We start from the raw sequence: 23642 nt of genomic DNA, 5'->3' as shown, positions 1-23642 counted from the left end.
GCCCATTCGCGTTCACTGGTTGATCAGCTGCAGCCGCTGGTGCTGCCGCAGCCCTCGCACACGTGGCAGGAGCCGGCGGGGCGCATCTTGGTCCCGCAGGTCATGCAGAGCGGGGAGTCGACGGCGGATCCGGTGATCTGCTCGAAGAGCTCGGCGCTCGTGTGGGCGGTGGCCGGGGCGGGCTTCGAGGCGGCTGCCTCGTGGCTGTCGCCGGAGACCGACGGGGACTCGATCGCCGAGGCAGACTCGGTGACCTGGGAGTCGCCTCGGGCTTCGCCCTCACGCTCGGTCGCTGGCGCTCCCTCGCTGGCGAGCGAGGAGTTATCCACGAGCTCGGCTGCCGTCGTGCCGGCGTTGTCGACGGGCTGGTGCGAGCCGGTGTCGAGGTAGCGCTGGCGCTCGTCGGCCGAGTGGATGCCCAGAGCCGAACGGGTGTCGAAGTCGAGGTAGTCCAGGGCCAGGCGACGGAACGTGTAGTCCATGATCGACTGGCTCATGCGGACGTCCGGGTCGTCGGTCAGACCGGCCGGCTCGAACTTCATGTTGGTGAACTTGCTGACGAAGGTCTCCAGCGGCACGCCGTACTGCAGCGAGATGCTGATCGCGATCGAGAAGGCGTCCATCATGCCGGCCAAGGTCGAGCCCTGCTTGCCCAGCTTCATGAAGATCTCGCCGAGCGAGCCGTCCTCGTGCGCACCCGAGGTCATGTAGCCCTCGGCGCCGCCCACGGAGAACGACGTCGTGATGGCCTGGCGCGACTTCGGGAGACGACGACGGATCGGCTTCTCGACGATGACCTCGCGCACGACCTCCTTGACCTCGACCGAACCGGACGACTTGGCCTCCTTGCCGTCCGACAGCGGCTGGCCGACCTTGCAGTTGTCGCGGTAGACCGCGAGCGCCTTGAGACCGAGCTTCCAGCCCTGGAAGTAGACGTCCTTGATCTCCTCGACCGTGGCCGTCTCGGGCAGGTTGACCGTCTTGGAGATGGCGCCCGACAGGAACGGCTGGCACGCAGCCATCATCAGCACGTGGCCCATGGGCTTGATGGAGCGCTTGCCCATGGCGGTGTCGAAGATCTCGTAGTGCTCGGTCTTGAGGCCCGGCGCGTCGACGACGTGACCGTTCTCGGCGATGTACTCGACGATGGCCTCGATGGTCTCGACGTTGTACTTGAGCTTCTGCAGCGCAGCCGGGATGGTCTGGTTGACGATCTGCATCGAGCCGCCACCGACGAGCTTCTTGAACTTGACCAGCGAGAAGTCGGGCTCGATGCCCGTCGTGTCGCAGTCCATCATGAAGCCGATGGTGCCGGTCGGGGCCAGGACGGACGCCTGGCTGTTGCGCCAGCCGTTCTTGGCACCGATCGTCAGGTTGTCGGCCCACTGCTTGGCAGCCTCGCGGTGCACGTCGATGTCCATCGAGTGCAGCGTGCGGATCTCGTCGTTGGCGGCCTGGTGCTTGCGCATGACGCGCTCGTGCGCCGAAGCGTTCTGCTTGAACCCGTCGTACGGGCCGACGACGCCGGCGATCTCGGCCGAGCGGCGGTAGGACGTGCCGGTCATCAGCGACGTGATCGACCCGGCGAGGGCGCGGCCGCCGTCGGAGTCGTACGCCAGGCCGGACGCCATGAGCAGCGCGCCGAGGTTGGCGAAGCCGATGCCGAGCTGGCGGTAGGCGCGCGTGGTGTCGCCGATGGCCTCGGTCGGGAAGTCGGCGAAGCAGATGCTGATGTCCATCGCGGTGATGATGAACTCGACGGCCTTGACGAACGTGGCGGTGTCGAACGAGCCGTCGTCCTTGAGGAACTTCAGCAGGTTGAGGCTGGCCAGGTTGCAGCTCGAGTTGTCGAGGTGCATGTACTCCGAGCACGGGTTGGATGCCGTGATGCGTCCGGCCTCGGGCGAGGTGTGCCAGTCGTTGATCGTGCCGTCGTACTGGATGCCGGGATCGGCGCAGGCCCAGGCGGCCTTGGCGATGTCGTCCCACAGCTTCTGCGCGTCGATGGTCTCGATGATCTCGCCGTTGGTGCGGGCGCGGAGACCGAACTCCTTGCCCTCCTCGACCGCGCGCATGAACTCGTCGTTGACGCGGATGGAGTTGTTGGCGTTCTGGTACTGCACCGAGGTGATGTCGGCGCCGCCAAGGTCCATGTCGTAGCCGGCGTCGCGCAGGACGCGGATCTTGTCTTCCTCCTTGGCCTTGGTCTCGACGAACTCGGCGATGTCGGGGTGGTCGACGTCGAGGACGACCATCTTGGCCGCACGACGCGTGGCGCCACCGGACTTGATGGTGCCGGCGGACGCGTCGGCGCCACGCATGAACGAGACGGGACCGGACGCGGTACCGCCCGAGGAGCGGAGCAGCTCCTTGGACGAGCGGATGCGCGACAGGTTGAGGCCGGCACCGGAGCCGCCCTTGAAGATCAGGCCCTCCTCCTTGTACCAGTTGAGGATCGAGTCCATCGAGTCGTCGACGGCCAGGATGAAGCAGGCGCTGACCTGCTGCGGGCTGGACGTGCCGACGTTGAACCACACGGGGCTGTTGAAGCTGAAGACCTGGTGCAGGAGCATGTGCGTCAGCTCGTGCTCGAAGATCGTGGCCTGCTCTTCAGTCGTGAAGTAGCCGTTGTCGCGACCGGCCTGCGTGTAGGTGAGCACGACGCGGTCGAGCAGCTGCTTGAGGCTCTGCTCACGCTCGGGCGAGCCGACGGCGCCGCGGAAGTACTTGGTGGTGACGATCGTGGAGGCGTTGACGCTCCAGAAGTCGGGGTACTCGACGCCGCGCTGCTCGAAGACGGTCTCGCCGGTCTTCCAGTTGGTCTGGACGACGTCGCGACGCTCCCAGGTGACGGCGTCGTAGGGGTGCACGCCCTCGGTCGTGTAGACACGCTCGATCTTGAGGCCGGCTCCGGCCTTGGCCTTGGCGCCCGACTTGCGTGGGGATCCGGTGGATCCGCTGACCGTCTCTGTCATCCTGCTGCTCCTGTGTGGTTGCCGTGCATGCGTGAGTGAAGTTCGTGCTGGTGGTGCGGGTGCTGGTGGTGCGGGACGTTCTGGTGACGGGCCGGAGCCCGTCAGCCGCCCTGCTTCGGGCTGGTGTTGCGCGCTTCTTCGGCGAGCTCGCCGTCGGCGGCCGCGACCATGAGGGTCGCGATCTCGGCGGCGAAGTCGTCGGCGCACTCGAACGACTTGTAGACGCTCGCGAACCGCAGGTAGGCGACCTCGTCGAGCGCCTTGAGCGGCTCGAGGATGGCCATGCCCACCTCGTGCGCGGGGATCTCTGCGGCGCCGCGGTCGCGCAGCGCGTCCTCGACCTGCTGGCCCAGACGGGCGAGGTCGTCGGCCGAGACCGGACGACCCTTGCACGCCTTGGCAACGCCGGCGATGGCCTTGTCGCGGATGAACGGCTCGGTGGCACCGGACCGCTTGGCGATCATGAGCTGCATCTGCTCGATCGTCGTGAACCGCTTCTCGCACTGTGCGCAGACCCGGCGACGACGGATGGCGCCGCCCTCGTCGGCCACGCGACTGTCGAGCACCTTGGTGTCGGTGTTCTTGCAGAACGGGCAGTGCATGAGGGTGCTCCTCTCGTGGCTGTCGGAGCCGGCCTGACGGCCGGTTGGGGATGAAGCTGTGGACCAGGCTGTGCACTCAGGCCGAAATCTGTGTACCGACCGAGACATCCTGTGGACCCACATGTGGAGAACTACATCCGTGTAAGTACTAGATGTAGTGGTAACCATACGCGTCGGGCTGGGTGCATGCAACGACCTTCGCAAAGAGCTCTGACATTTCTGCGGTATGGCCCGGGGCCGCAGGAAAAGCGCAGGTCAGGGGTAGTGCGAGTCACACCAGCCACACGCGACACCGCGCGTCGGGGAACTGTTACGGGGCCTTTCGGGGTCACCGGGACCTATCGTGGGGACATGTCCCGACCGATGCCTCGCCGGATCGTCGTCCTGGCCGTCGCGCTGGCCCTGGCCCTGTCCGGATCGCCCGCCTCCGCGACCACGAAGAGCTTCACCGACCCGACCGGCGACACCAACAACGCCGGGCTGTTCGACATCGGCAAGGTCACGGTCGTCGACGCACCCACGTACGTCAGCGTCTCCTTCCACTTCCCGCGCAACACCTACTTCCCGGGCCCCGAAGGCCGCTTCGAGGTGCTGCTCGACACCGACCCCAAGCGGAGCGGACCAGAGCTGGCCTGGTCCGCTCCCCTGTTCAGCGAGTTCTCCGTCGCGCCCGTCCGCAAGGGCAAGCACCTCAGGAACAAGGAGTGGCTGACCGGCGGCCCCACGTCCAGCCGGTGCGGCAGGACGGTCAGGATCGACTGGAACCCGCCCAAGGGGTACGGACGCCTCAAGATCCTCAAGAAGGACGGCTGCCTGGGCGCGCCGTCGAAGCTCCGCGTCAACGTCAGGACCGTCGTCACGGGCGAGCACACCAAGAGCGACGGGATGCGCCGGTACGACCGGTCGGAGACCGACTACTTCCCCCGGCGCAACACCTTCTCCCCCTGGGTGCGCGTCTGATGACGCCCGAGCACCCCGACCGCTGGAGCCAGGCCACTGTCCACCCCGACATGTGGGCCGACCCCGACGACGACCCGCGCAACAGCGACGGGCCGAGCCCCGAGGGCGAGATCCCGACGTACGACGACTACCTCGCCGACTACCGCACCACCCTGCTGATGAAGTGCGACGGATTGGACGCCGACCAGCTGGCGCGCCGATCGGTGCCGCCGTCGACGATGTCGCTGCTGGGCCTGCTGCGTCACCTCGCCGAGGTCGAGCGCGACTGGCGCACCTGGATCGACGGCGTCCCGCTCGACAAGCTCTACGGCCGCCGCGACGCCGACTTCGACGACGTCGCCGCCGACCAGGCCGCGGTGGACGCGGCACGGGCCGACCTGGCCCGTGAGCAGTCGCTGACCGACGCGGCGCTCGCCGAGCACCCCGACCCTGCCGAGCGACTGGCCAAGGACGACATCACGGTCCGCGAGCTCATGGTCCACCGCATCGAGGAGTACGCGCGCCACTGCGGGCACGCCGACCTGCTGCGCGAGTGCGTGGACGGTCGCGTGGGCCAATAGGCACGCGGCGCGTGGCGCGCGCGGGCGAAAAGGTTGTCGCGGACGTGACCGAACTCACCCGCAAGGGCGGTGCCGGTCCTACGATGACCCTGCAGGCAGATCGGACGACAGACCGGAGAAGCGTTTCGATGCAAGCTCCTCATCTGGCGACCACGATCACGGTCAGCCGCCACGGCACGGTGTCCCGGGTGGACGCCGCGCTCGTCGTGCTGCTGGGCATCCAGCCCGCGGAGCTCATCGGCCACCACCTCGACTCGCTCGGGGTCACCCGCGCCGACGTCACCAACATCCAGCAGTGCCTTCGCGCCGCCGCTGAGGGCGCCACCGGCCACGCCCAGGTCTCGTTCCGCACGACCGACGACGAGCTGCACGTGCAGCTCGTCGCCACCGCGGCCGGCGACGAGATCGTCGTGGCCGTCATCGACGAGACCGCCCGGGTGCAGGAGGAGCGTGACCTGGCGGCGTCCCAGCGTCGGTGGCAGTCGTTGGTGCGCAACGCGGCCGACATCGTCTTCACCATCCAGGACGACGGCACCCTCACCTCGGTGACGTCCGCGCTTCCCGTCCGCATGGGCTGGGACGTCGACGACGTCGTCGGCGTGTACGGCCTGCGCTTCGTCCACCCCGACGACCGTCCGGCCGCGGGTGCTGCCTGGCTGGCGGTCTCGGAGGGTCGCAGCCTGCAGGAGACGCTCGAGGTGCGGCTCGTCCACGCCGACCACTCGGTCACGTGGAGCCGGATCGTCATCAGCGACCTGCGCGGCGACCCCGACGTGCGGGCCGTGGTCGGCAACACGACCGACATCACCGAGCAGAAGCTCGTTCAGATGCGACAGCACCAGGAGCAGGCCCGCTTCAGGGCCCGGTTCGAGCAGTCGCGCCTGCCGCAGACCATGCATGCCGTCGACGAGACCTTCGTGGCCGTCAACGACGCGTTCTGCGTGCTCGTCGGACGCACCCGCGACGAGCTGATCGGCCGGCCGATGAGCTGGATCATGCACGAGGACGACGTGCCACCGCCGATCAGCTCGATCGAGCGGGCCGAGCTCGAGGGCGTCGAGACGTTGCAGGCCGACCGGGTGCTGCGTGGCATCGACGGGCAACCCATCGCGATCCGCGCCGACATCACGGTGCTGCGCGACGACGACGGCGATCCCAGCGGGTGCGCCGCGGTGCTGCACGACCTGCGCCCGCTCCAGGACAGCGAGCGCGCACGCCAGCAGCTGCAGCAGTTCTTCGACGTGGTGGCCGAGCGGTCGCGCGACTTCGTCCTGCTGCACGACGCCGACGGACGCACGACCTACGCCTCTCCCCCGGGCCAGCAGATGCTCGGCGACGTGTACGACCAGCCGGTCAGCGAGCAGATGAAGGTGGTCAACCCCGACGACCTGCCCGCCATGCGCACGGCGTGGGCACACGTGCAGCAGCACAACGCGTCGCACACCTGGCGCTACCGGGTACGCGACGCCGACGGGCGGTGGCGATGGATCGAGCAGACCTCCATCAACCTGCTCGACACGGAGATCGCCGGCGTCCTGTCGAACCTGCGAGACGTCGATGCCGAGGTGCAGGCTCAGCGGGCGCTGAGCCTGTCGGAGGCCCGCTACCGAGCGATGGCCGAGACCGCCGAGGAGGGGATCATCGTCATCTCCACCGAGGGCATCGTGACGTACGCCAACGCACGGGTCAGCGACATGCTCGGCGTCGCGCACGACGACCTGTTGGGCGTCGCCGTCTGGACGATGCTGAGCGGCGACGACCGCGAGCTCGTTGCCGAACGGACCCGGACGCGACAGGCTCGCGGAGCGGAGCGCTACCAGGTGAGCTACGACCACCCCGACGGCACGGTGCACACGCTCTGGATCGCCGCCTCGCCGCTGCCCGACCTGGACGGTCAGTCGCAGGGATCACTCGGCATGATCTCCGACATCACCGACAGCCTGCGGGCGATCGACAAGCTGCGCCACGCCGCCGAGCACGACCCCCTGACCGGCCTGCCCAACCGCAGCACCCTCATGACCCATCTCGACTCGCTCGACCTGTCGTCGCACGCCACGGCACTGCTGTTCGTCGACCTCGACCACTTCAAGGACGTCAACGACGGGCGCGGCCACACCGCCGGCGACCAGGTGCTGGTCGAGGTCGCCTCACGCCTGAGCGCCATAGTCCGCGCCGACGACATGGTCGCCCGCTTCGGCGGCGACGAGTTCGTCGTGGTCATGCACGACGCCGACGAGCACACCGTCCAGGACAGGGCCCAGCAGATCATGGGCACGCTGACGGGCTCGTACGCGATCGGCCACCACGCCGTACGGCTCGGGGCCACGATCGGCGTCGCGATCTCGCCGGCACCGTCGAGCGAGCACCTGCTGCGCTATGCCGACTCGGCGATGTACGCCGCCAAGGCCGGCGGACGCGGCCGGGTACGGATGTTCGACGCCGCCCTGGCCGCCCAGACCGAGGAGCGTCACGTCGTCAGCGCCGAGCTGTTGACGGCGCTGGAGAACGACGCGCTCGAGATGTACTACCAACCCGTCATCGACGTCACCACCGGCGAGGTCGTCGGCGTCGAGGCGCTCGCCCGCTGGCACCACCCCACCTACGGCGAGATCAAGCCCGAGCGCTTCGTGGCGCTCGCCGAGATGAGTGCCAGCTCGATCGACGTCGACCGCTGGGTCATCCGGCGCACCATGCGAGACGTGGTCGAGCTCAGGGCCGACCTGACGATGCCCGACGACATCTACGTCGCGATCAACCTGTCGGGCCAGAGCCTGTCGGACGAGGGCCTGGCCGACTACATCCTCGAGACCGTCCGTGCCGCCGGCCTCGACCCCAGCGGCGTCATGCTCGAGATCACGGAGAGCGCGATCATGACTGACAAGGACATGGCGGTCACGACCCTGCAGAAGCTGCGCGACCACGGCTTCGACATCGCGGTCGACGACTTCGGCACCGGCTACAGCTCGATGGCGTACCTGCGCGACCTGCCCATCACCGTCCTCAAGATCGACCGCGGCTTCATCAGCCAGATCCCCGACGACGCCCACTCGCTGGCCATCGTGCGGTCGCTGATCGAGCTGGCCCGATCGCTGGGGCTCAAGGTCGTCGCCGAGGGCGTCGAGACCCAGGCGCACCTCGACGCCCTGCAGGCCCGCGGCTGCGCGCTCGGCCAGGGATGGCTCTGGAGCCCCGCCGTCTCGGTGGCGTCGCTGCGCGCGTCGCGGGTGCTGACCGACCGGTTCAAGGCCGACGACGTGGTCGTGGAGCCGGGGTGAACCGGCGCGCTGCGACGCCGGCCGCTCAGTCCTGCGTCGCCGCCCACCGCAGGAACGCCGCCGCGTGGTGCAGGTCGTCGAAGTCGTCGCCGGCCAGCGCCACCAGGAGGTCGTTGCTCCAGACCGCCAGCCGTCCGATCGTCAGCGACGCCTCGTCGACGACCGGCAGCTCGATGCCGTAGACCGCTGCCGCGATCGCCTTCTTGTCGGCGTAGGTGACCACGGGCAGGAAGCGGTCGGGGTCGGCGACGGCGAGCGTCTTGGTCAGCAGCGCCTCGTCCCACCCCGGCATCGACTGGGCGAACGATCCGTCGAGCAGGCCCGTCATGCGGTCCTCGAGCTCGCCCGGGCCCCGCAGCAGCTGGTTGGTGACCGAGCGGATGCGCCGGGCGGCCTCGAACTCCCCCAGCAGCACCCAGGCCTTGTCGAAGGCCGTGGGATCGCCGGTCGAGGCACCGATGGACGAGTCGGCGAAGTACTTGAGATCGGCGATAGCGACCTTCTCGAGACCGTCGGCGGAGAAGACCCACCGGTACTTGGTCCAGTGCGGGGCGACCAGCGGATCGGGCGCGTGGTGCACCGTCGCGAGGAACTGCTGCTTGAGCAGGTCGCCGCGCTGCCGGGCGACCAGTTCGACGTCGTCGACGGTCGGGAACCGCTTGGCCACGACCGCGATCGGCACGACGGACGGCTTGGAGACGCGAACGGTCGACGTGCGCTTGCGCGTCGCCGGAGCCTTCTTGGCCTCGACCGGCGCACCGAACACGAAGGCGAAGTCGCAGTCGTCGCAGCGCGCTTCCTTGCGACCGTCCTCGAGGGTGCGGACGAGCTGGACGTCGTCCTCGCGGACACAGAGAGGACAGACGATCAAGGCCATGGGTCAAATCTACGGCGGCCCTCCCCACACGGCTCCGCCCCCTCCCGCACGCGGCGGAAGGGGGCGGAGGGGAGGTTCGTCGAGACGGTTCAGACGCGCGAGCGTCCGCCGACCCGGCGCCAGACGAGCAGCGCGATGATCGCACCGATGATCGAGCCGATGATGCCCGACGCCGTGAGCTCGGCCGGGCCGTCCTGGATCAGCGATCCGAGGAAACCGCCGACGAACGAGCCCACCATGCCGAGGATGATGGTGCCGATGATGCCGAGGTCGTCCTTGCCCGGGACGAGTGCGCGTGCGACAAAGCCGGCGATGAGACCGACGATGACGAATCCGATGAAGCCCATGGGGTTCCTCCCTTGGTGGTGAGGCCGACGCGGATGCGCGGGTGTGCGCGCGTCGGCAGCCCACGACGTTAGCGGCCTCGACGGCCCGAAGCATCTTTTGTCCGCGACGCATGAATCCCTCGCGGACGGGTACCGCCCTCGCATGGCTACTACACCCAAATTCACCATTCCCGGCCTGACGCCCGAAGAGGGCGAGAAGCTCGCCGGCATCCTCCAGGAGCGTCTCAACGCGCTCAACGACCTGCACCTGACGCTCAAGCACGTGCACTGGAACGTCGTGGGTCCGCACTTCATCGCGGTCCACGAGATGATCGACCCGCACGTCGACGAGGTCATCGCGATGGTCGACGAGACCGCTGAGCGCATCGCGACCCTGGGCGTCTCGCCCATGGGCACGCCCGGCGCCATCGTCAACGGACGCTCGTGGGAGGACTACTCCCTCGGCCGCGCGACCACCAACGAGCACCTCGGCGCGCTCGACGAGGTCTACATCAACCTCCTGAAGGACCACCGCAACGCGCAGGAGGCCGTCGCCGACCTCGACCCGGTCACCGAGGACATGATCATCGGCCAGCAGCGTCAGCTCGAGCTGTTCCACTGGTTCATCCGCGCCCACCTCGAGAGCACCGGCGGAAGCCTGTCGACCGATGGTGCGAACTCGGAGAAGAAGGCAGCGCAGGCCGCTCACGACGCGGCCGACGTCACGGACTGATCTCCGTCCCCACGCCCGAAGCCCCGACCCATGCGCTGGGTCGGGGCTTCGTCACGTCTCAGCGTCGACCGCGGGGGCGCGGCTTGGGGCCCGTGCGACGCTCGTCGGGTGCCTTGTAGGTGCCGCCCACGATGCGGGCCATCAGCAGCTGGGGGTCGCCACGCTCGACCTCGCGGACGAACTGGTGCGCGCGCTCGCCTCGCAGCACCGACGCCTCGGCGCCGTGGTGCGAGATCACGACGGCCTTGTCGCGCACGACCCACTCGTACCCACTCGGACGACTCGCCATGGCTCCATAGTGACCGGTCGCCTCGCGAGGCCGACTACCGGATGGTGACGGAGCCGATCTCGTAGGGCCCGCCGTCGCGTCCGGGCATCGCGAGGTTCATGGGTCCCATGTCGACGGTCGTCGTCGCGGCGGCCTTGTGCTCGGCCCACGCGACGACCGCGGTGACGGTGTAGCGGCCGGACGCCTCGGGCAGCTCGAACCGCACCGACTCGTCGGCGCTGGCAGGCGTCGGCCGCGGCGCGTCGCCGTCCTGGTCGGTGTCGACGTCGCGCAGGTCGAGCCGCGAGTCGGCGGTCGCCACGACACGTCCGGCGGCATCTCTCAGCTGGTAGCCGATCGTCCACCGCTCGTGGGTCGAGCTCACCCCCCGGTTGGTCCAGCGGACGTCGGCGATCACGCCGGACGCGTCGGCGTCGACCTGCGCCCGCGCGTCGTACCGGTAGCCCGCGTAGACGTTGGCGCGCCGCCACAGGGCGTACTCGTCGGACCGCATCCGGCGGTCGGACAGCTGGTCGGGAAAGCCGCTGCTCGACGTCATCGACACGTGCCGCTCGACCACCGACCGCAGGGCCTTGCGGTAGTAGTCGACGGGCGTCTCGCCGTCGGGCAGCTGGCACCACTCGGCCAGCACCGGCGCCGTGCGCAGCCGGTCCTTCAGCACCTCGATGATCGGGTCGGATCGCCGGACGTACTCGGACGACTCGTCGATCGCCCACGTCGGCAGCGTGTCGAAGACGCCCAGACAGTCCGACCGGATGCCCACGGGGTGCGCCAAACCGTCGAGCGCGGGACTGTCGCGCATCAGCTGGGCGACGATGTAGGCGTTGCCCGGCGCCGCCACCATCTGCGTGCGCGGGAAGGCGCGCAGGTTGGCGGCCACCAGGCGGTCGGCGGACGCCGCGGTGATGAACTGGTCCTGGTACTGGCTGAGGTAGCCGAGCTCGGCCTCGCTCTGCTCGCTCGACGGGCCCGGACGTCCGAGGTCGTCGCGCAGCACCGGCAGCACGTTCTCGCCGAAGTCGCCGTAGCCCGACATCTCGAAGATCGCCAGACGCTCGTCACCGTCGTAGCGCCGGCCGAGCGCACCCAGCAGCGCCTCGAAGGCGTCGAGGTACGTCGTGCTGTTCCACGCCGGGATGACCTGCTGCACGCCGTCGCGGTCGTACCGCTCGACCGCGTCGCCGCGCGCGGCCAACCAGTCGGGCACCGCGAGGTTGACGCCGCCCGGCGGCGACGGGTCGCAGCACGAGTCGTACGTCGTGATGCGCAGGCTCAGCCGCATGCCGCGCGCGTCGTACTCGTCGAGCGCGCGGTCGATCGACGAAAAGTCGAAGCGCGCGTCATCGGCGGCGTCGCTCGGCAGGCTCGCCGGGTCGACGGGCTGCAGCGAGCGCCACGTCACGCGGATCGCGGCGTCACGCGTGCCGGGCCAGTCGGGCAGCGCCGCCTGGGCCTCGTTGGACTGCGGGAACAGGCTGGTCAGGATGTTCTCGAACTGGCCGCGCATCGGGTTGACCACGTCGGGCGCCGAGTACGGCAGCACCATCGCGCGCCCGGGCTCGTCGCGTGTCGGTGCGCCGGCGACCACCATCGCGAGCAGCACCAGCACCGCCGCGAGTGCTGCCGCGCGCGCCGCGCTCCCCCGCCGTCGCGGCTCGGACGACATGGTCCGGCCGTCAGCCCGCGGCGAGCACGTCGTCGTGCACGTCGGCCGTGCGGCGCGCCGTGACGCGGATGTCGAACAGCTCGCGCACCCGCTGCAGGCCGGCCGCCGAGAGCCGCTCGCGCAGCGCCTGGTCCGTGACCAGCCTGGTCAGGGCCGCTGTCGTGCCCTCGACCGTCTCGTCGTGCAGGAACAGTCCGCTGACCTCGTCCTCGATGACCTCGACGCTGCCTCCGTTGGGCGCGATCAGCAGCGGGAGCCCGCACGACAGCGCCTCGATCGCGCTGCCGGGCAGCCCCTCGTGCGTCGAGACGAGCGTGGCGACGTCGGCGGCCGCGTAGAGCGCGGCGACGTCGTTGTCACCGGTCAGCAGGCTGACGTGGTCGCCCACCCCGAGGGAGTGCACCAGCTCGCGCAGCATCGTCTCGTCGGTGCCTCCGCCGGCCAGCACCAGGTGGGCACGCGGCTCGACCTCGAGCACCGCAGGCATCGCACCGACCAGCATCGCCTGGCGCTTGCGGGCATCGAGGAAGGCGGCCTGCACGATGACCGGACGGTCGTCGTCGATGCCCAGCAGGTCGTGACGCAGCCTGGCGCGGTCGTCGGGTCGCGGCCGGAAGTGCTCGGTGTCGACGCCGTTGTGCACCGTGACGACCTTGCTGGCCGGCACCATGAAGTCGCGCTGCGTCTGCACGTTGATGAAATCGGCGACGGCGATGAAGCGCCGCACCGATCGCTGGCCACGGTGTCGGACGACGCGGCGCAGCAGCTCGAGCCGCTGCGGGAAGCGTCCGGAGTGCTCGGTCTGCACCGTGCCGATGCCGTGCTGCTCGAGCGTCGCCGCCGAGCCGTGCCACCCGTGGTGGACGTGCACGACGTCGGGGCGCAGGCGCAGCGCGGCGCGCTCGACGGCCGCGTTCCACGCGTCCTTGTCGATCACCTCATCGGTGACGCCCTCGATGACCCCGTGCTCGACACCGGCCTCGTCGAGCATCTCGGCGTACCAGGCCGGCGGCGCCGCGCTGAACCAGCACGACGTGCGTCCGCCGCGGGACGCCCACTCGCGGGCCAGCACCGGGAACAGCAGCTCGACCGGGCCGCGCTTGTTGGGGTTCATCATGACGAAGTGCGCCACGTGCTTGGTGCCGCTCATCGGCTCACGAGCTCCCGTCCGCGTCGACGCCGAGGTACCGCAGCGCGGAGTCGGTCAGCGCGTGGGCGAGGTTGCGCGCTCTCGGGGCGTTGGCGTGGGCCTGGCGCACGAGCTCTTTCGGGTCGTCGCCCGTGTCGCCGTAGTAGCCCTCGGCGACCCAGCGCTCGTACGTCGTGGGCGTCACCTCGGGGTGGAACTGCCAGCCGATCGCACGGGCGCCCCACTGGTCGTCGACGATGCACTGCGGGCCACGCCAGGACGTGCCGATGACCCGCGACGTCGGACCGGGCGAGAAGACGTCGCTGTGCATCTGGCCCCACGGTCCCTCGGGGCACAGCACCGCGTCGGTCGTGTCGACGCGCTGCCAGCCCAGCTCGGGCCGATCGGCGCGCCACGAGGTGCCGCCCAGCGCGCGGGCCAGCACCTGCACGCCGTAGCAGATGCCCATGACCGGGGTGCCGGACACGAGGGCCGCCCGGATCAGCCGCACCTCGGCGGTCACCGAGTCGATCCATCGCTCCTCGTGGGCCGACTTGTCGGAGCCGAGCAGCAGCACGAGGTCGGACGGACCGAGGGTCTCGAAGGCGGGCAGGGCATCGCGGTCGACCGGGACCAGCTCGGCCCCTCGCTGCACCAGTCGTTCGGCGACGTAGCCGCCGTCGCTGTCGGCCGGATCGGCGACCACGTGAATCCTCATGGACCCATTGTCGCCTACGGCCAGGCCGCCGCCGACGGGTCGGAGCGCGCCGGCTCGGCCGTCGGCACGGCGAGCGTCGGCGGGCCCGGATGCAGCCGGGGCTCGTCGTCGCGGCGGTCGACCTGCTCGTCACGCGGTCGACGGCGATCGAGCACCCATGCGAGGACGCCCGCGACGACGATGGCCGCGATCCACGGCGCGAGAGGCCGCTGCCCGGGCTCGACCGCCTGCCTCCACACCTGGCCGGCCGTTGAGAGGTACTCCTGCACGAGGGCCGCGGACCGCGGACCGCGGCTCAACGACGTCGCGAAGTAGCCCGAGGCCGTCGCGGTCGGTGCCACGACCCACGCCAGCAGCACGGCCACGGGCCAGAGTGCGAGACGAACCACGGGACGGATGCCGATCGTCGCCAGACCCACGGCGAGCACCACGGCCCCCGACCACCGAGCGGGCCCGTCGATGGAACCGTCGAAGGCCGTCGTCTGCGAGAGGCTCGACACCACCTCGAACAGCCACAGCGGCGCGGCACCGGCTGCGGCGGCGAGGGCAAGGCCGCGTCCCGGACGTCCGGCGAGCGACGCCGCGCCCAGCAGCGCGGCAGCCACGGTGACGACCACGACCAGCACGCTCAGCCCACCGGTGACGCGAGGGTCGGTGGTCTGGCCGTCGGCACCGCCGCTGGCGAACGCGGATCGCGACTGCACGAGCGCCAGCGCCAGCGCGAGTGCGACGCCGGCGACGACAGCCACCAGGCGCGGGACGCGACGGCCGCGCCCGAGCAGGCCCACCAGCCCCGCCGCGACGCCCCCGACGACGCAGCTGACGACGAGGGCGTCTGTGCTGCTGGCAGCCAGCAGCGGAAGCGCAGCGCGCGGGTAGCCGTTGACCGTCATGATGTTGCTGCCGACCAGCTCGACGATCCACCACACGAAGCCGGTCAGCCACCACGTGACGCCGGCCAGCGGCACGAGCGCGATCGTGGGCAGCCCTCGACGGCGGCCTGGGAGAACGGTCGTGCCGTCGGTGTCGCCCGCCCCGGCCAGATCGATCGTCACGAGGCGCTTCGCAAGAATTTCTCGAGCAGCGGCCCGGCGGTCTGCGAGCCGGACTCGCCGTCGGCCACGAACACCGCGACGGCCAGGTCGCCCTGCGTGGCGATCATCCACGCGTGCGTGCGCGGCGGGGTGTCGCTGCCGTACTCCGCCGTGCCGGTCTTGGCCGAGACCGGGCCCCCGGGCACGTCGGACAGGAAGCGACCACTGCCGTCGGTCACGACGCCGCGGAACAGCTCTTGCAGCTGCGTGGCCTCGTCGCCGCTCAAGGGCTTGGCGGGCGCGGCGGCCGCCTTCGTCGGCGTGTCGGCCAGCAGGCTGGGCGTGACCCGCTCACCCTTGGCGATCGACGCCCCGACCGTGGCCATCGCCAGCGGCGACGCCTCGATGCGCCCCTGGCCGATCATCGAGGCGGCCCGCTCGGTGCCCTCGGCCTGGTCGGGCACCGATCCGAGGAAGGCCGGGAATCCCAGGTCGAGGTCGGGACCGAGCCCGAGCGCCGCGGCGGCCTCGGCCAGATCGGCCTGAGGAGCCTTGTCGCGCTCGGCGATCATCGCGGTGTTGCAGGAGTTGGCGATGGCCGCGCGCAACGCGATGTTGCCGGTGGCACTGGCCGGGTAGTCGGAGTAGTTGGTGAACGTGCGCCCGTCGACGGTGATCTTCGAGGTGCACGGCACCCTCGTGGACGGGGTCAGGCCCGACCTCAGCAGGGCCAGTGCCGTGACGAGCTTGAAGGTCGAGCCGGGCGGGAAGCGTCCGGCTGCGGCCGTGTCGGCACCCTTGCCCCCGGGACCGCTCGACAGTGCCACGATCGCGCCCGACGACGGACGGATGGCGACGATCGCACTGGCCGGGTCAACGTCGGCCAGGATCGAGTCGGCCGAGCCCTGCAGGCCGACGTCGAGCGTCGTGCGCAACGGCGTGCCCGCCACCGGCTGGCTGGTGAACAGCTGACGCGGCTCGGCGCCGTCCTGCGACGACACCGCCTCGACACGGACGCCGGGCGTGCCGCGCAGGCGACCGTCGTAGCGAGCGGACAGTCCTGACAGCCCCACCAGGTCGCCGGGCTGGACCGTGCCCTTGGACTTCTGCACGATCTCGGCCGTCGCCTCGCCCACCGTGCCAACCAGGGGCTGGGCGAAGGCGCGCGTGGGGCCCAGCGGGAGCTCGCCGCTGATGGCCACGGCGCCGGGGATCGCGGCGAGCTGCTGCGACGTCGGCGCGTCCGAGGCGTCGGCGCGCACCGTCAGCGCCGGCACGAAGGCCTGTGGCCCGGCCGCCACCGCACGCGTGGCGTACGCCTCGGCATCGATGTCGACGACTGCGGCCAAGGCCTTGGCCGAGGCCTCGACCTGGGTGGCGTCGACCTTGGTCTTGTCGATCCCGACGCGTTGTACGCCGCGCTCGGTGACGATGGCCTCGTCGCCGGCGCCGAGGATGTCGCCGCGGTCGGCGGCGGTCGTGCGCAGCCGCAGGCGCTCGTCGGCCGTGAGGTCGGGCGCGACGATCGTGGGCTTCCAGGTGACCTTCCAGGCGTCGTCGACGAAGCTCAGCGCTGCGCGGGTCGTGTACTCCCAGGTGGCTCCCTTGAAAGCCCATCGCGTCGCGAGGGTCGCGGTCGCGGTGTCGTCGTCGGTGGCGACGTCCTTGACGGTGACCGCGACCTTGGTGCCGTCCATGCTGTTGACGATGCGCTTGAGGTCTTCTTGCGGCACCCGGCCCCCGGCGGTGACGGCGACCTTCGAGACGTCGCCCTTGCTCAGCCCGGCAGCCAGGGCGTCGGCGGTGTCGCGCGGGTCGGCCCGCCCCGCGGAGCAGGCCGCCAGCGTGGCCGTGGCCAGCGCGAGGGTCGCGATCGTGGACGTCGCTCGTCGGACCGTCCGGTGCATGGCTCCCACCTGCGACCTCCCCGTTGGTGTCAGGTTCTCGCCTCGGCAGGCGACGATGCAGTCAAACAGGTGCACCCGGCACGGTCAACGTCCCTCGCCGCTGGGCCCGCCATCGCTGCTGGCAGGGGCTCAGACGTGCCACAGCCCGGTGAGGCCGCCTTCCCTTGCGGCCTCACCGGGCTGTGTCGTGCTGTGCAGCGGCTACTTGTCGTAGACCGGTACAGCGATCTCCGAGCCCATCTGAAGGGCGGAGGCGTTGGGGAGCGAGTTCAGCTCGATGATCTCGTCGACCGTCTTGCGGATGTCGCCGTGCGGGTTGGCATCGGCAGCGATCTGCCAGAGCGTGTGGCCCGGCATGACCTGGACCGAGGTGGTCTGCTGCGGCGTGCCGGCCTCGCCGGAGGCCGTCGACGACGGACCCCACATGATCGCCAGGATGCCGATGGCGAGCACGGCCAGCGTCACGATGACGATCTTGCCGCGCACGGTCAGCTTCATCGGTGCCGAGACCGAGGGCATGCTGACGCGCTGGCTGGTGCGAACGTTTCCGAGGGTGATGGTGCTCATGATGGCCTCCGTGGGGGAAGTGAGACGGGATGCTTGGCGTGCCCGACCGATCGCTGTTCTCGATGTCATTCGATGGTGCGAACAGGCGTTCGATCGAACACATGTACGACAATAGGGGCCGGGTCCGACAAAAGGAAGCATCGATCGAACAGAATTTCGATCGCGCCTGCCGAATCCCCGTCGTTGCAGCACATATTTGAGATGGGTTTGTCGCGCGTCACACGGTCGACGCATGCCAGGAGGCACGGCGACACCCTGCGCACTACCGTCGAGTCATGGCCGCGAAGAGCACGATCATCACCGCCTGGAAGCAGGCGTCCGCCCAGCAAGCACCTCTCCTGGCCGCGGGCGTGGCCTTCTACACGTTCTTGTCGCTCTTCCCCGCGCTCATCGCCGGCGTGCTGACCTACGGCATCGTCGCCTCGCCCGAGACCGTGCGGCGCCAGTCGGCCGATCTCGCCGACGCGCTGCCGGCCGACGCAGCGTCCCTCGTCACCGGTCAGCTCGACTCGCTCGTCTCGACGAGCAACGGGTCACTCGGTCTCGGTCTGGTCATCGCCGTCACGCTCGCGATCTACAGCGCGTCCGGCGGTGTCGGCAACCTCGTCACCGCCGTCAACGCGATGTACGGCATCCGCGACCAGCGCAACTTCATCCAGAAGAAGCTCGTCGCCCTCGGCCTCACGGCCGGTGCCATCGTGTTCCTCGTCGTGGTGGTCGGCCTGGTCGCCGCGGCCCCGGCACTGTTCGACGCGATCGACGTCGTGCCGGGCACGCGCATCCTGCTCGAGCTCGGACGCTGGCTCGCCCTGCTGGGCGCCTTGGTGGTGGCGATGGGCGTCCTGTTCCGCGTCGCGCCCGACCGCTCCGACACCCCCGCCCTGATCACCAAGGGCGTGCTCGTGGCCAGCGGCCTGTGGATCATCGTGTCGATCGGCTTCTCGACGTACGTCGACAACTTCGGCAGCTACGGCAAGACGTACGGCGCACTCGCCGGGGTGGTCGTGCTGCTGCTGTGGCTGTGGATCGGGTTGTACGCCGTGCTGCTCGGCGCCACGGTCGAGGCGGTCCGCGAGGACATCGTCACCGCCGACACGGTGGCCGAGGACGCCGAGATCGCCGACCTGCGCGGCACGGAGGCCGACGGCGAGGAGGTCCCGGTCATCGTCGTCGACACGACCCCTGCCGGCGAGGCGGCCGAGGCCGCCGAGTCCGAGGGGCACCGCCCGACACCGGTCTTCAAGCGGCTGCGCAACCCGTTCGCCAAAGGTCGCTGACCCCGCTCAGCGCACGCCGGCCCGGCGCAGCCTGCGGGCACCCCAGCGCCGCATCACCGGGTCGAGCCGCATCGCGAGGGCCGGCGACAACGACGCCGACCGGGCCACGACGCCGCGCCACACCGGCATCGTCCGGTAGACCCGCCGCGTGCCGAACATCGCGATGAGCTCGCGCGCGACCGTCTCGGGTGACAGCAGCACACCGGCGGCCAGGATCTCGCGGGTGCTGCCCTCGGGATCGAAGCCCTCGAGCATCGCGGTCGACACGCCGTCGGGACACACCGCGTGCACACCGATGCGATCGTGCCTCAGCTCGGACGCGATCGAGGTGGCGAGCGAGAGCACAGCCGCCTTGGTCGCCGCGTAGACGCTCAGGTTCGGCACCGGGGCGTGGGCGCTCAGCGAGGCGACGATGCCGATCTCGCCGCCCGTCACCCCCACCGCGACCTGTTCGCGGAACGCGTCGGCCGCAGCACGGACGCCCCACATCACCCCGAGCACGTTGACCTCGACGGTGAGCCGCACCTGGTGCTCCGTCAGATCGGTGAGGTCTCCGTCGAAGGCCACGCCGGCGTTGCACACCCACGCTCCGAGCGGGGCGACCTCGCGGGCGCGCACCGCGACGCGCCGGTTGGCCGACGGATCGGTGACGTCGAGCGCCATCCCCGCGTGGGCTCCGATCTCGGACGCGGTCGCCTCGGCTGCCGACGCGTCGAGGTCGGTCACGAGCACCAGGTAGCCCTGGGACACCAGCTCGGCAGCGATCGCCCGACCGATGCCGCGCGCAGCTCCTGTCACGACGGCGGAACGGGGACGGCCAGCGCTTGCGAGGGTCTGGGGCACCGCGTCACGGTAGGTGACACGCCCGCGACACGCCATCGAACATATGTTTGAACTGGCCTGCCGTCCGGGTTACTGTCAGGCCATGACCGATGAGCGCACCGCAGACGTCACCGAGCTCCCCGACGGCCCCGCCGACTCCTCCGGGCTCACCGCCCGGCAGCGCAAGGTGCTGGAGTTCTTGCGCGACGAGATCGAGAAGCGCGGCTACCCGCCCAGCATGCGCGAGATCGGTGCGGCGGTGGGCCTCACCAGCACCTCGTCGGTGGCCCATCAGCTGCGGGCCCTCGAGGCGCTCGGCTACGTCAAGCGCGATCCCAACCGTCCGCGCGCGCTCGAGATCTTCCTGCCCGACGTGATGGCTGCCCGGCGATCCATGAGCGCCGCTCCCGAGGGCGACATCGACGAGACGGGCATCAACGACGCCGCACCGACCGCGATCAACATCCCGATGGTGGGGCGCATCGCGGCCGGCGGGCCGATCCTGGCCGAGGAGCGCGTCGAGGAGATCTTCCCGATGCCCAAGTCGCTGGTCGGCGAGGGAACGCTGTTCATGCTCGAGGTCTCGGGCGACTCGATGATCGACGCCGCGATCTGCAGCGGCGACTACGTCGTCATCCGCCAGCAGCCCGATGCCGAGAACGGCGAGATCGTCGCGGCGATGCTCGACGGCGAGGCCACGGTCAAGACGTTCCAGCGCAAGAACGGCCAGGTCTGGCTGCTGCCGCACAACGACGACTACTCCCCCATCGACGGCACCCACGCCACGATCCTGGGCAAGGTCACCGCCGTCATCCGCCGCGTCTGAGGCGGCCGCGCTCCTCGAGCTTCGCCCCTTGAGCTTGTCGAGAGGCCCTTTCGACAAGCTCAAGGGGCGTTCTGCGCTCGAGGGGCGTCGTGCGGTCAGGGGGTCTGGTGGGCCTGCCGTGCCTGCCATGCGCTGCGCACCATGTCGTCGAGCGAGTGCCGCATCGACCAGCCGAGGTCGCGGGCTGCCAGCTCGCCCGAGGCGACAATCCGTGCCGGGTCGCCCGGCCGGCGGTCGCCGATCTCGGGCTCGAAGTCGATGCCCGTCGCCCGGGCCACGGCGGTCATGATCTGCCGCACCGACACGCCGTCGCCGCTGCCCAGGTTGTAGACCGGCTCGAGCGTGCCGCCCTCGATCAGCGTGCGCGTGGCGACGACATGGGCCTCGGCCAGATCGGCGACATGGATGTAGTCGCGCTCGCACGTGCCGTCGGCCGTGGCGTAGTCGCCGCCGTTGATGCGCGGCGTGCGCCCCTGCACCAGGGCCTCCATCACGAGCGGGAACAGGTTGTGCGGACTGGTGTCGTACAGGTCGTCGACCGCCGACCCCACGACGTTGAAGTAGCGCAACGAGGTGTGTCGCAGACCGTATGCACGCTCGGCGTCGCGCAGCAGCCACTCCCCCACGAGCTTGGTCTCGCCATACGGCGACTCGGGCGCCGTCGGCGTCTGCTCGGTCACCAGGTCGACGTCGGGCGTGCCGTACACCGCGGCACTCGACGAGAACACGATCCTGTCGACCCCTGCCGCGTTCATGGCGGTCAGCAGCGCGACCGTGCCCTGCACGTTCTGCTCGTACGTGTGCAGGGGACGCTGCACCGACACGCCGGCGTACTTGAAACCAGCCAGGTGCACGACCGCCTGCACGTCGTGCTCGACCAGCGTGCGCGTCACGCGGTCGACGTCGAGCACCGTCGCGTCGACGAAGCCGACACCGGCCGGCACGAACTCACGGTGCCCGCTCGAGAGGTCGTCGACGACGACGCACTCGAAACCCGCCTGCACGAAGGCACGGACGACGTGGGAGCCGATGTAGCCGGCACCGCCGGTGACGAGAACACTCATGGCATCAGCCTGTCAGACGGGCCTCAACCGTCGGACGCGGCTCGGCCCCGTCCGACGGCCCCGCTCAGCTGCCGAACTTCAGCGTGCCGATGTTGTAGCCCTTGCCCGCCTTGACCCGGATGGTCTTCCTGCCCGTGAACGAGCGTCCGATGCCGCGCCACGAGTCGGAGTTGACCGACACCCGCCAGTTGCCCGACGTGAGCCCGGCGATGTAGAAGGTGCCCTTGCTGTCGGTGATGCCCGTGCGGACGACGCGCGTGCCCTTCGACGAGGTGAGGCGCACCATGATCTCCTGGTTCGTGCGCCCACCCGTGCGGGTGACCCGGCCCTTGACCACGGCGCCCTGGCGGTTGCGGCTGGTGACCTTGGTCAGCGTCTGCCCCGTGCCCTTGACCGTGAGGGTGTTGATCGTGCCGGCACCGCGCGCCTTGCAGTAGCCGCGGTACATCCAGCCCTTGTAGCCCTTCGGCACGCGGTTGTGCACCGTGCCGCTGGCCGGGTTGGGATCGGCCCGGCGCGCGATGCGCTCGAGACCGCTGTTGGCACCGCCCGGCAGCTGGCGCAGCGTGCGGAACGACTTCCAGCCCTCGGCCTTGCGGGCCGAGCCCTTGAAGTACGTGCGGTTGTTGGTGAACCGGCTCGGGTACCAGTCGGCGCACCCCGTGCGCCGTCCGACCTCGACGTAGTAGCGGCCGGGCGGGACGTCGTCGAAGCGGCGCACGCCCGATGCGCTGGCGATGCCCTCGGCGACGACGGGGGCGTCGAGGATCCTGACGCCCGGCACCTTCTCGCGCAGACGGATCCAGCGGTCACCCTGTTGGGTCGGCTTGTACGCCGACGAGTACCGCGCCTTGACGGTCACCGAGTTGCGCGTGGGCGACACGTCGGCGGCCTTGCCCGTGACCGGCCCGGTCAGCGCGATGAGGTTGCCCCGCTGGCCGCGATAGCTCGTCGCGTCGTAACAGCTGCCGAAGCGGGTGGGTCCCGAGCCGTACCAGGCGCTGTCGGTGCCCTGCCGGACGCCGACGACGTAGCGGTTGGCCGCCGAGGACGTGACCGGCAGGAAGCCCACGGTGTAGGCGCCGGACCCGTCGGCCTTGGTGGCGCCGACGAAGCTGGCGCAGCCGGGGATGTCGAGCTCACGCCGCGTCGTCCTGCCTCCGAGGTGCTGCGGAGGCGCGGCGACCCGCACCTCGGCGCCCGGCGCGGTGGTGCCCGAGATCGACGTGTACGTCATGTCGGCGACGTAGTCGCCCCACTTGGTGGCGCGGATGAACGAGCCGTCCCGCACCTGCGGGCCGCCCCCGCCTGGCTTGCCGTTGGTGCCGCGCCAGTACCAGCTGCGGCGCTGACCGTTCTGGTCGCGGCCGGTGACCCTCAGCAGGTAGGGATTGCTCGAGAGGTTGTTGCCGCGGAGGCTGACGGCGAGCGAGAAGCTGCCGCCGTTGCCGGCGACGGCCTGCCCCTTCACCACGCTGGTGTTGCCACCGCGCACCTGCTTGACCAGCTCGACGCGTACGTCAGTGGCCAGCGCCGGGCCGATGCCGGTGACCCGGCCGGTGATCTGCTGGCGTCGCACGAGCGTCTCGGTGGTGAGCGAGCGATAGTGCGTCGTGCGTCGCGGTGCCGTCTCAGCGACCTTCAGACGCGCCTTCGCGACCCTGCGGACGTCACGTCCCGGCACGGCGGCGACGTTGTACGGGTTGTCGCTCGACCCCGAGCGCAGGGCGACCGACACGTGGGCCGTCCGGCCGGGACGCACCCGGTAGCTGCGCGCCCGGGGCTTGCCGGTGTCGCGGACGAACGAGAGCGTGCCGCGGCACTGCCGCTTGCCCTTGCAGGTGATGGCGACCTTGCCGTTGCCGCTCGACGACAGGGCGACCCGCGACGACGTCACGGCGGCCCCTGACGAACGGGCCTCGGCCGGCGACGCCGTGAGCAGCCCGGCGATCACCGCCGCCGTTGCAGCAAGGATCGCAGGCGTGCGCAGTCTCATTCGTTCCCCCGAGAAACGTCGATGGCAGACAGCGTCTCA

20 protein-coding genes are annotated in these 23642 nt (G+C 70.2%); 6 read left to right on the top strand and 14 right to left on the bottom strand.

The features are described from left to right. Nucleotides 1-23: 23 nt before the first annotated feature. A complete protein-coding gene (locus DX116_RS11855; RefSeq protein ID WP_119704476.1) occupies nt 24-2975 on the bottom strand; it encodes a vitamin B12-dependent ribonucleotide reductase in 2952 nt (983 codons plus the stop codon). Between the two features lie 101 nt (nt 2976-3076). After that, nucleotides 3077-3577: a transcriptional regulator NrdR gene (gene nrdR, locus DX116_RS11850; protein ID WP_119704475.1), complete on the bottom strand. Its 501-nt coding sequence runs from the start codon at nt 3575-3577 to the stop codon at nt 3077-3079. A gap of 351 nt (nt 3578-3928) precedes the next feature. Between nrdR and DX116_RS11845 the strand changes: the two genes are divergently transcribed. The 3 genes from DX116_RS11845 to DX116_RS11835 all read left to right on the top strand — a co-directional run bounded on the left by DX116_RS11845 (nt 3929) and on the right by DX116_RS11835 (nt 8372). After that, the gene (locus tag DX116_RS11845) at nt 3929-4537 is read left to right on the top strand and encodes a hypothetical protein (protein WP_119704474.1); all 609 of its coding nucleotides are present in this window, start codon (nt 3929-3931) and stop codon (nt 4535-4537) included. After that, on the top strand, nt 4537-5097 hold the full coding sequence (locus DX116_RS11840) for a mycothiol transferase (protein ID WP_119704473.1): 561 nt from the start codon (nt 4537-4539) through the stop codon (nt 5095-5097). Before DX116_RS11845 ends, DX116_RS11840 begins: the two co-directional genes overlap by 1 nt. Before the next feature lie 128 nt (nt 5098-5225). Beyond that, entirely contained in the window at nt 5226-8372 is a 3147-nt protein-coding gene (locus DX116_RS11835) for a sensor domain-containing protein (protein ID WP_158591984.1), read from the top strand. 25 nt (nt 8373-8397) lie between these two features. On the opposite strand, the gene DX116_RS11830 is transcribed toward DX116_RS11835, so the two are convergent. Next, nucleotides 8398-9249, bottom strand: coding sequence for a hypothetical protein (locus DX116_RS11830; protein ID WP_119704471.1), 852 nt, complete (start codon nt 9247-9249; stop codon nt 8398-8400). A gap of 89 nt (nt 9250-9338) precedes the next feature. Continuing rightward, nucleotides 9339-9596, bottom strand: coding sequence for a GlsB/YeaQ/YmgE family stress response membrane protein (locus DX116_RS11825; protein WP_119704470.1), 258 nt, complete (start codon nt 9594-9596; stop codon nt 9339-9341). A 142-nt stretch (nt 9597-9738) separates the two neighbouring features. Between DX116_RS11825 and DX116_RS11820 the strand changes: the two genes are divergently transcribed. Then, the gene (locus DX116_RS11820; RefSeq protein ID WP_119704469.1) at nt 9739-10308 is read left to right on the top strand and encodes a Dps family protein; all 570 of its coding nucleotides are present in this window, start codon (nt 9739-9741) and stop codon (nt 10306-10308) included. A gap of 58 nt (nt 10309-10366) precedes the next feature. On the opposite strand, the gene DX116_RS11815 is transcribed toward DX116_RS11820, so the two are convergent. The 7 genes from DX116_RS11815 to DX116_RS19950 all read right to left on the bottom strand — a co-directional run bounded on the left by DX116_RS11815 (nt 10367) and on the right by DX116_RS19950 (nt 17618). Next, nucleotides 10367-10597 carry a hypothetical protein gene (locus tag DX116_RS11815; protein WP_119704468.1) on the bottom strand — a complete coding sequence of 77 codons (231 nt, stop codon included), beginning with the start codon at nt 10595-10597 and terminating at the stop codon, nt 10367-10369. A 34-nt stretch (nt 10598-10631) separates the two neighbouring features. Beyond that, nucleotides 10632-12263: a hypothetical protein gene (locus DX116_RS11810; protein WP_119704467.1), complete on the bottom strand. Its 1632-nt coding sequence runs from the start codon at nt 12261-12263 to the stop codon at nt 10632-10634. A gap of 10 nt (nt 12264-12273) precedes the next feature. Continuing rightward, entirely contained in the window at nt 12274-13413 is a 1140-nt protein-coding gene (locus DX116_RS11805) for a glycosyltransferase family 4 protein (protein ID WP_119704466.1), read from the bottom strand. A 4-nt stretch (nt 13414-13417) separates the two neighbouring features. Continuing rightward, nucleotides 13418-14110: a type 1 glutamine amidotransferase gene (locus tag DX116_RS11800; RefSeq protein WP_119704465.1), complete on the bottom strand. Its 693-nt coding sequence runs from the start codon at nt 14108-14110 to the stop codon at nt 13418-13420. A 14-nt stretch (nt 14111-14124) separates the two neighbouring features. Further along, nucleotides 14125-15165, bottom strand: coding sequence for a hypothetical protein (locus tag DX116_RS11795; protein WP_119704464.1), 1041 nt, complete (start codon nt 15163-15165; stop codon nt 14125-14127). Further along, nucleotides 15162-17051, bottom strand: a complete 1890-nt coding sequence (locus DX116_RS11790) for a penicillin-binding transpeptidase domain-containing protein (protein ID WP_119704463.1) — start codon at nt 17049-17051, stop codon at nt 15162-15164. Before DX116_RS11790 ends, DX116_RS11795 begins: the two co-directional genes overlap by 4 nt. A gap of 201 nt (nt 17052-17252) precedes the next feature. Continuing rightward, nucleotides 17253-17618 carry a LysM peptidoglycan-binding domain-containing protein gene (locus tag DX116_RS19950; protein WP_158591983.1) on the bottom strand — a complete coding sequence of 122 codons (366 nt, stop codon included), beginning with the start codon at nt 17616-17618 and terminating at the stop codon, nt 17253-17255. 275 nt (nt 17619-17893) lie between these two features. On the opposite strand from DX116_RS19950, the gene DX116_RS11780 reads away from it, so the two are divergent. Next, the gene (locus DX116_RS11780; protein ID WP_119704461.1) at nt 17894-18895 is read left to right on the top strand and encodes a YihY/virulence factor BrkB family protein; all 1002 of its coding nucleotides are present in this window, start codon (nt 17894-17896) and stop codon (nt 18893-18895) included. 6 nt (nt 18896-18901) lie between these two features. On the opposite strand, the gene DX116_RS11775 is transcribed toward DX116_RS11780, so the two are convergent. Beyond that, a complete protein-coding gene (locus DX116_RS11775) occupies nt 18902-19738 on the bottom strand; it encodes an SDR family NAD(P)-dependent oxidoreductase (RefSeq protein ID WP_119704460.1) in 837 nt (278 codons plus the stop codon). 82 nt (nt 19739-19820) lie between these two features. Here DX116_RS11775 and lexA point away from each other — a divergent pair, with 82 nt between their 5' ends. Next, nucleotides 19821-20543 (top strand): transcriptional repressor LexA, encoded by a 723-nt coding sequence (gene lexA, locus DX116_RS11770; protein WP_199716061.1) that lies wholly within the window; start codon nt 19821-19823, stop codon nt 20541-20543. Nucleotides 20544-20638: 95 nt separating this feature from the next. Here the strand turns inward: lexA and galE are convergent, their stop codons facing one another. Further along, a complete protein-coding gene (gene galE / locus DX116_RS11765; protein WP_119704458.1) occupies nt 20639-21607 on the bottom strand; it encodes a UDP-glucose 4-epimerase GalE in 969 nt (322 codons plus the stop codon). A gap of 64 nt (nt 21608-21671) precedes the next feature. Then, nucleotides 21672-23603: a carboxypeptidase regulatory-like domain-containing protein gene (locus tag DX116_RS11760; protein ID WP_119704457.1), complete on the bottom strand. Its 1932-nt coding sequence runs from the start codon at nt 23601-23603 to the stop codon at nt 21672-21674. Nucleotides 23604-23642: the final 39 nt, after the last annotated feature.

Origin of the sequence: Aeromicrobium endophyticum (assembly GCF_003586285.1) — a bacterium.
Lineage (GTDB): Bacteria > Actinomycetota > Actinomycetes > Propionibacteriales > Nocardioidaceae > Aeromicrobium > Aeromicrobium endophyticum.
The sequence above is the reverse complement of the archived record's forward strand: the minus strand, read 5'-3'. Positions and strand labels throughout refer to the sequence as shown.

Bases quoted from the DNA above. Each gene is read 5' to 3' on its own strand.
- DX116_RS11800 (WP_119704465.1), bottom strand. From the start codon at position 14,110: ATGAGGATTCACGTGGTCGCCGATCCGGCCGACAGCGACGGCGGCTAC.
- DX116_RS11780 (WP_119704461.1), top strand. From the start codon at position 17,894: ATGGCCGCGAAGAGCACGATCATCACCGCCTGGAAGCAGGCGTCCGCC.
- DX116_RS11810 (WP_119704467.1), bottom strand. From the start codon at position 12,263: ATGTCGTCCGAGCCGCGACGGCGGGGGAGCGCGGCGCGCGCGGCAGCA.
- DX116_RS19950 (WP_158591983.1), bottom strand. From the start codon at position 17,618: ATGAGCACCATCACCCTCGGAAACGTTCGCACCAGCCAGCGCGTCAGC.
- DX116_RS11805 (WP_119704466.1), bottom strand. From the start codon at position 13,413: ATGAGCGGCACCAAGCACGTGGCGCACTTCGTCATGATGAACCCCAAC.
- DX116_RS11845 (WP_119704474.1), top strand. From the start codon at position 3,929: ATGTCCCGACCGATGCCTCGCCGGATCGTCGTCCTGGCCGTCGCGCTG.
- lexA (WP_199716061.1), top strand. From the start codon at position 19,821: ATGACCGATGAGCGCACCGCAGACGTCACCGAGCTCCCCGACGGCCCC.
- DX116_RS11840 (WP_119704473.1), top strand. From the start codon at position 4,537: ATGACGCCCGAGCACCCCGACCGCTGGAGCCAGGCCACTGTCCACCCC.
- DX116_RS11790 (WP_119704463.1), bottom strand. From the start codon at position 17,051: ATGCACCGGACGGTCCGACGAGCGACGTCCACGATCGCGACCCTCGCG.
- DX116_RS11820 (WP_119704469.1), top strand. From the start codon at position 9,739: ATGGCTACTACACCCAAATTCACCATTCCCGGCCTGACGCCCGAAGAG.
- DX116_RS11825 (WP_119704470.1), bottom strand. From the start codon at position 9,596: ATGGGCTTCATCGGATTCGTCATCGTCGGTCTCATCGCCGGCTTTGTC.
- nrdR (WP_119704475.1), bottom strand. From the start codon at position 3,577: ATGCACTGCCCGTTCTGCAAGAACACCGACACCAAGGTGCTCGACAGT.
- DX116_RS11830 (WP_119704471.1), bottom strand. From the start codon at position 9,249: ATGGCCTTGATCGTCTGTCCTCTCTGTGTCCGCGAGGACGACGTCCAG.
- DX116_RS11855 (WP_119704476.1), bottom strand. From the start codon at position 2,975: ATGACAGAGACGGTCAGCGGATCCACCGGATCCCCACGCAAGTCGGGC.
- DX116_RS11760 (WP_119704457.1), bottom strand. From the start codon at position 23,603: ATGAGACTGCGCACGCCTGCGATCCTTGCTGCAACGGCGGCGGTGATC.
- galE (WP_119704458.1), bottom strand. From the start codon at position 21,607: ATGAGTGTTCTCGTCACCGGCGGTGCCGGCTACATCGGCTCCCACGTC.
- DX116_RS11815 (WP_119704468.1), bottom strand. From the start codon at position 10,597: ATGGCGAGTCGTCCGAGTGGGTACGAGTGGGTCGTGCGCGACAAGGCC.
- DX116_RS11835 (WP_158591984.1), top strand. From the start codon at position 5,226: ATGCAAGCTCCTCATCTGGCGACCACGATCACGGTCAGCCGCCACGGC.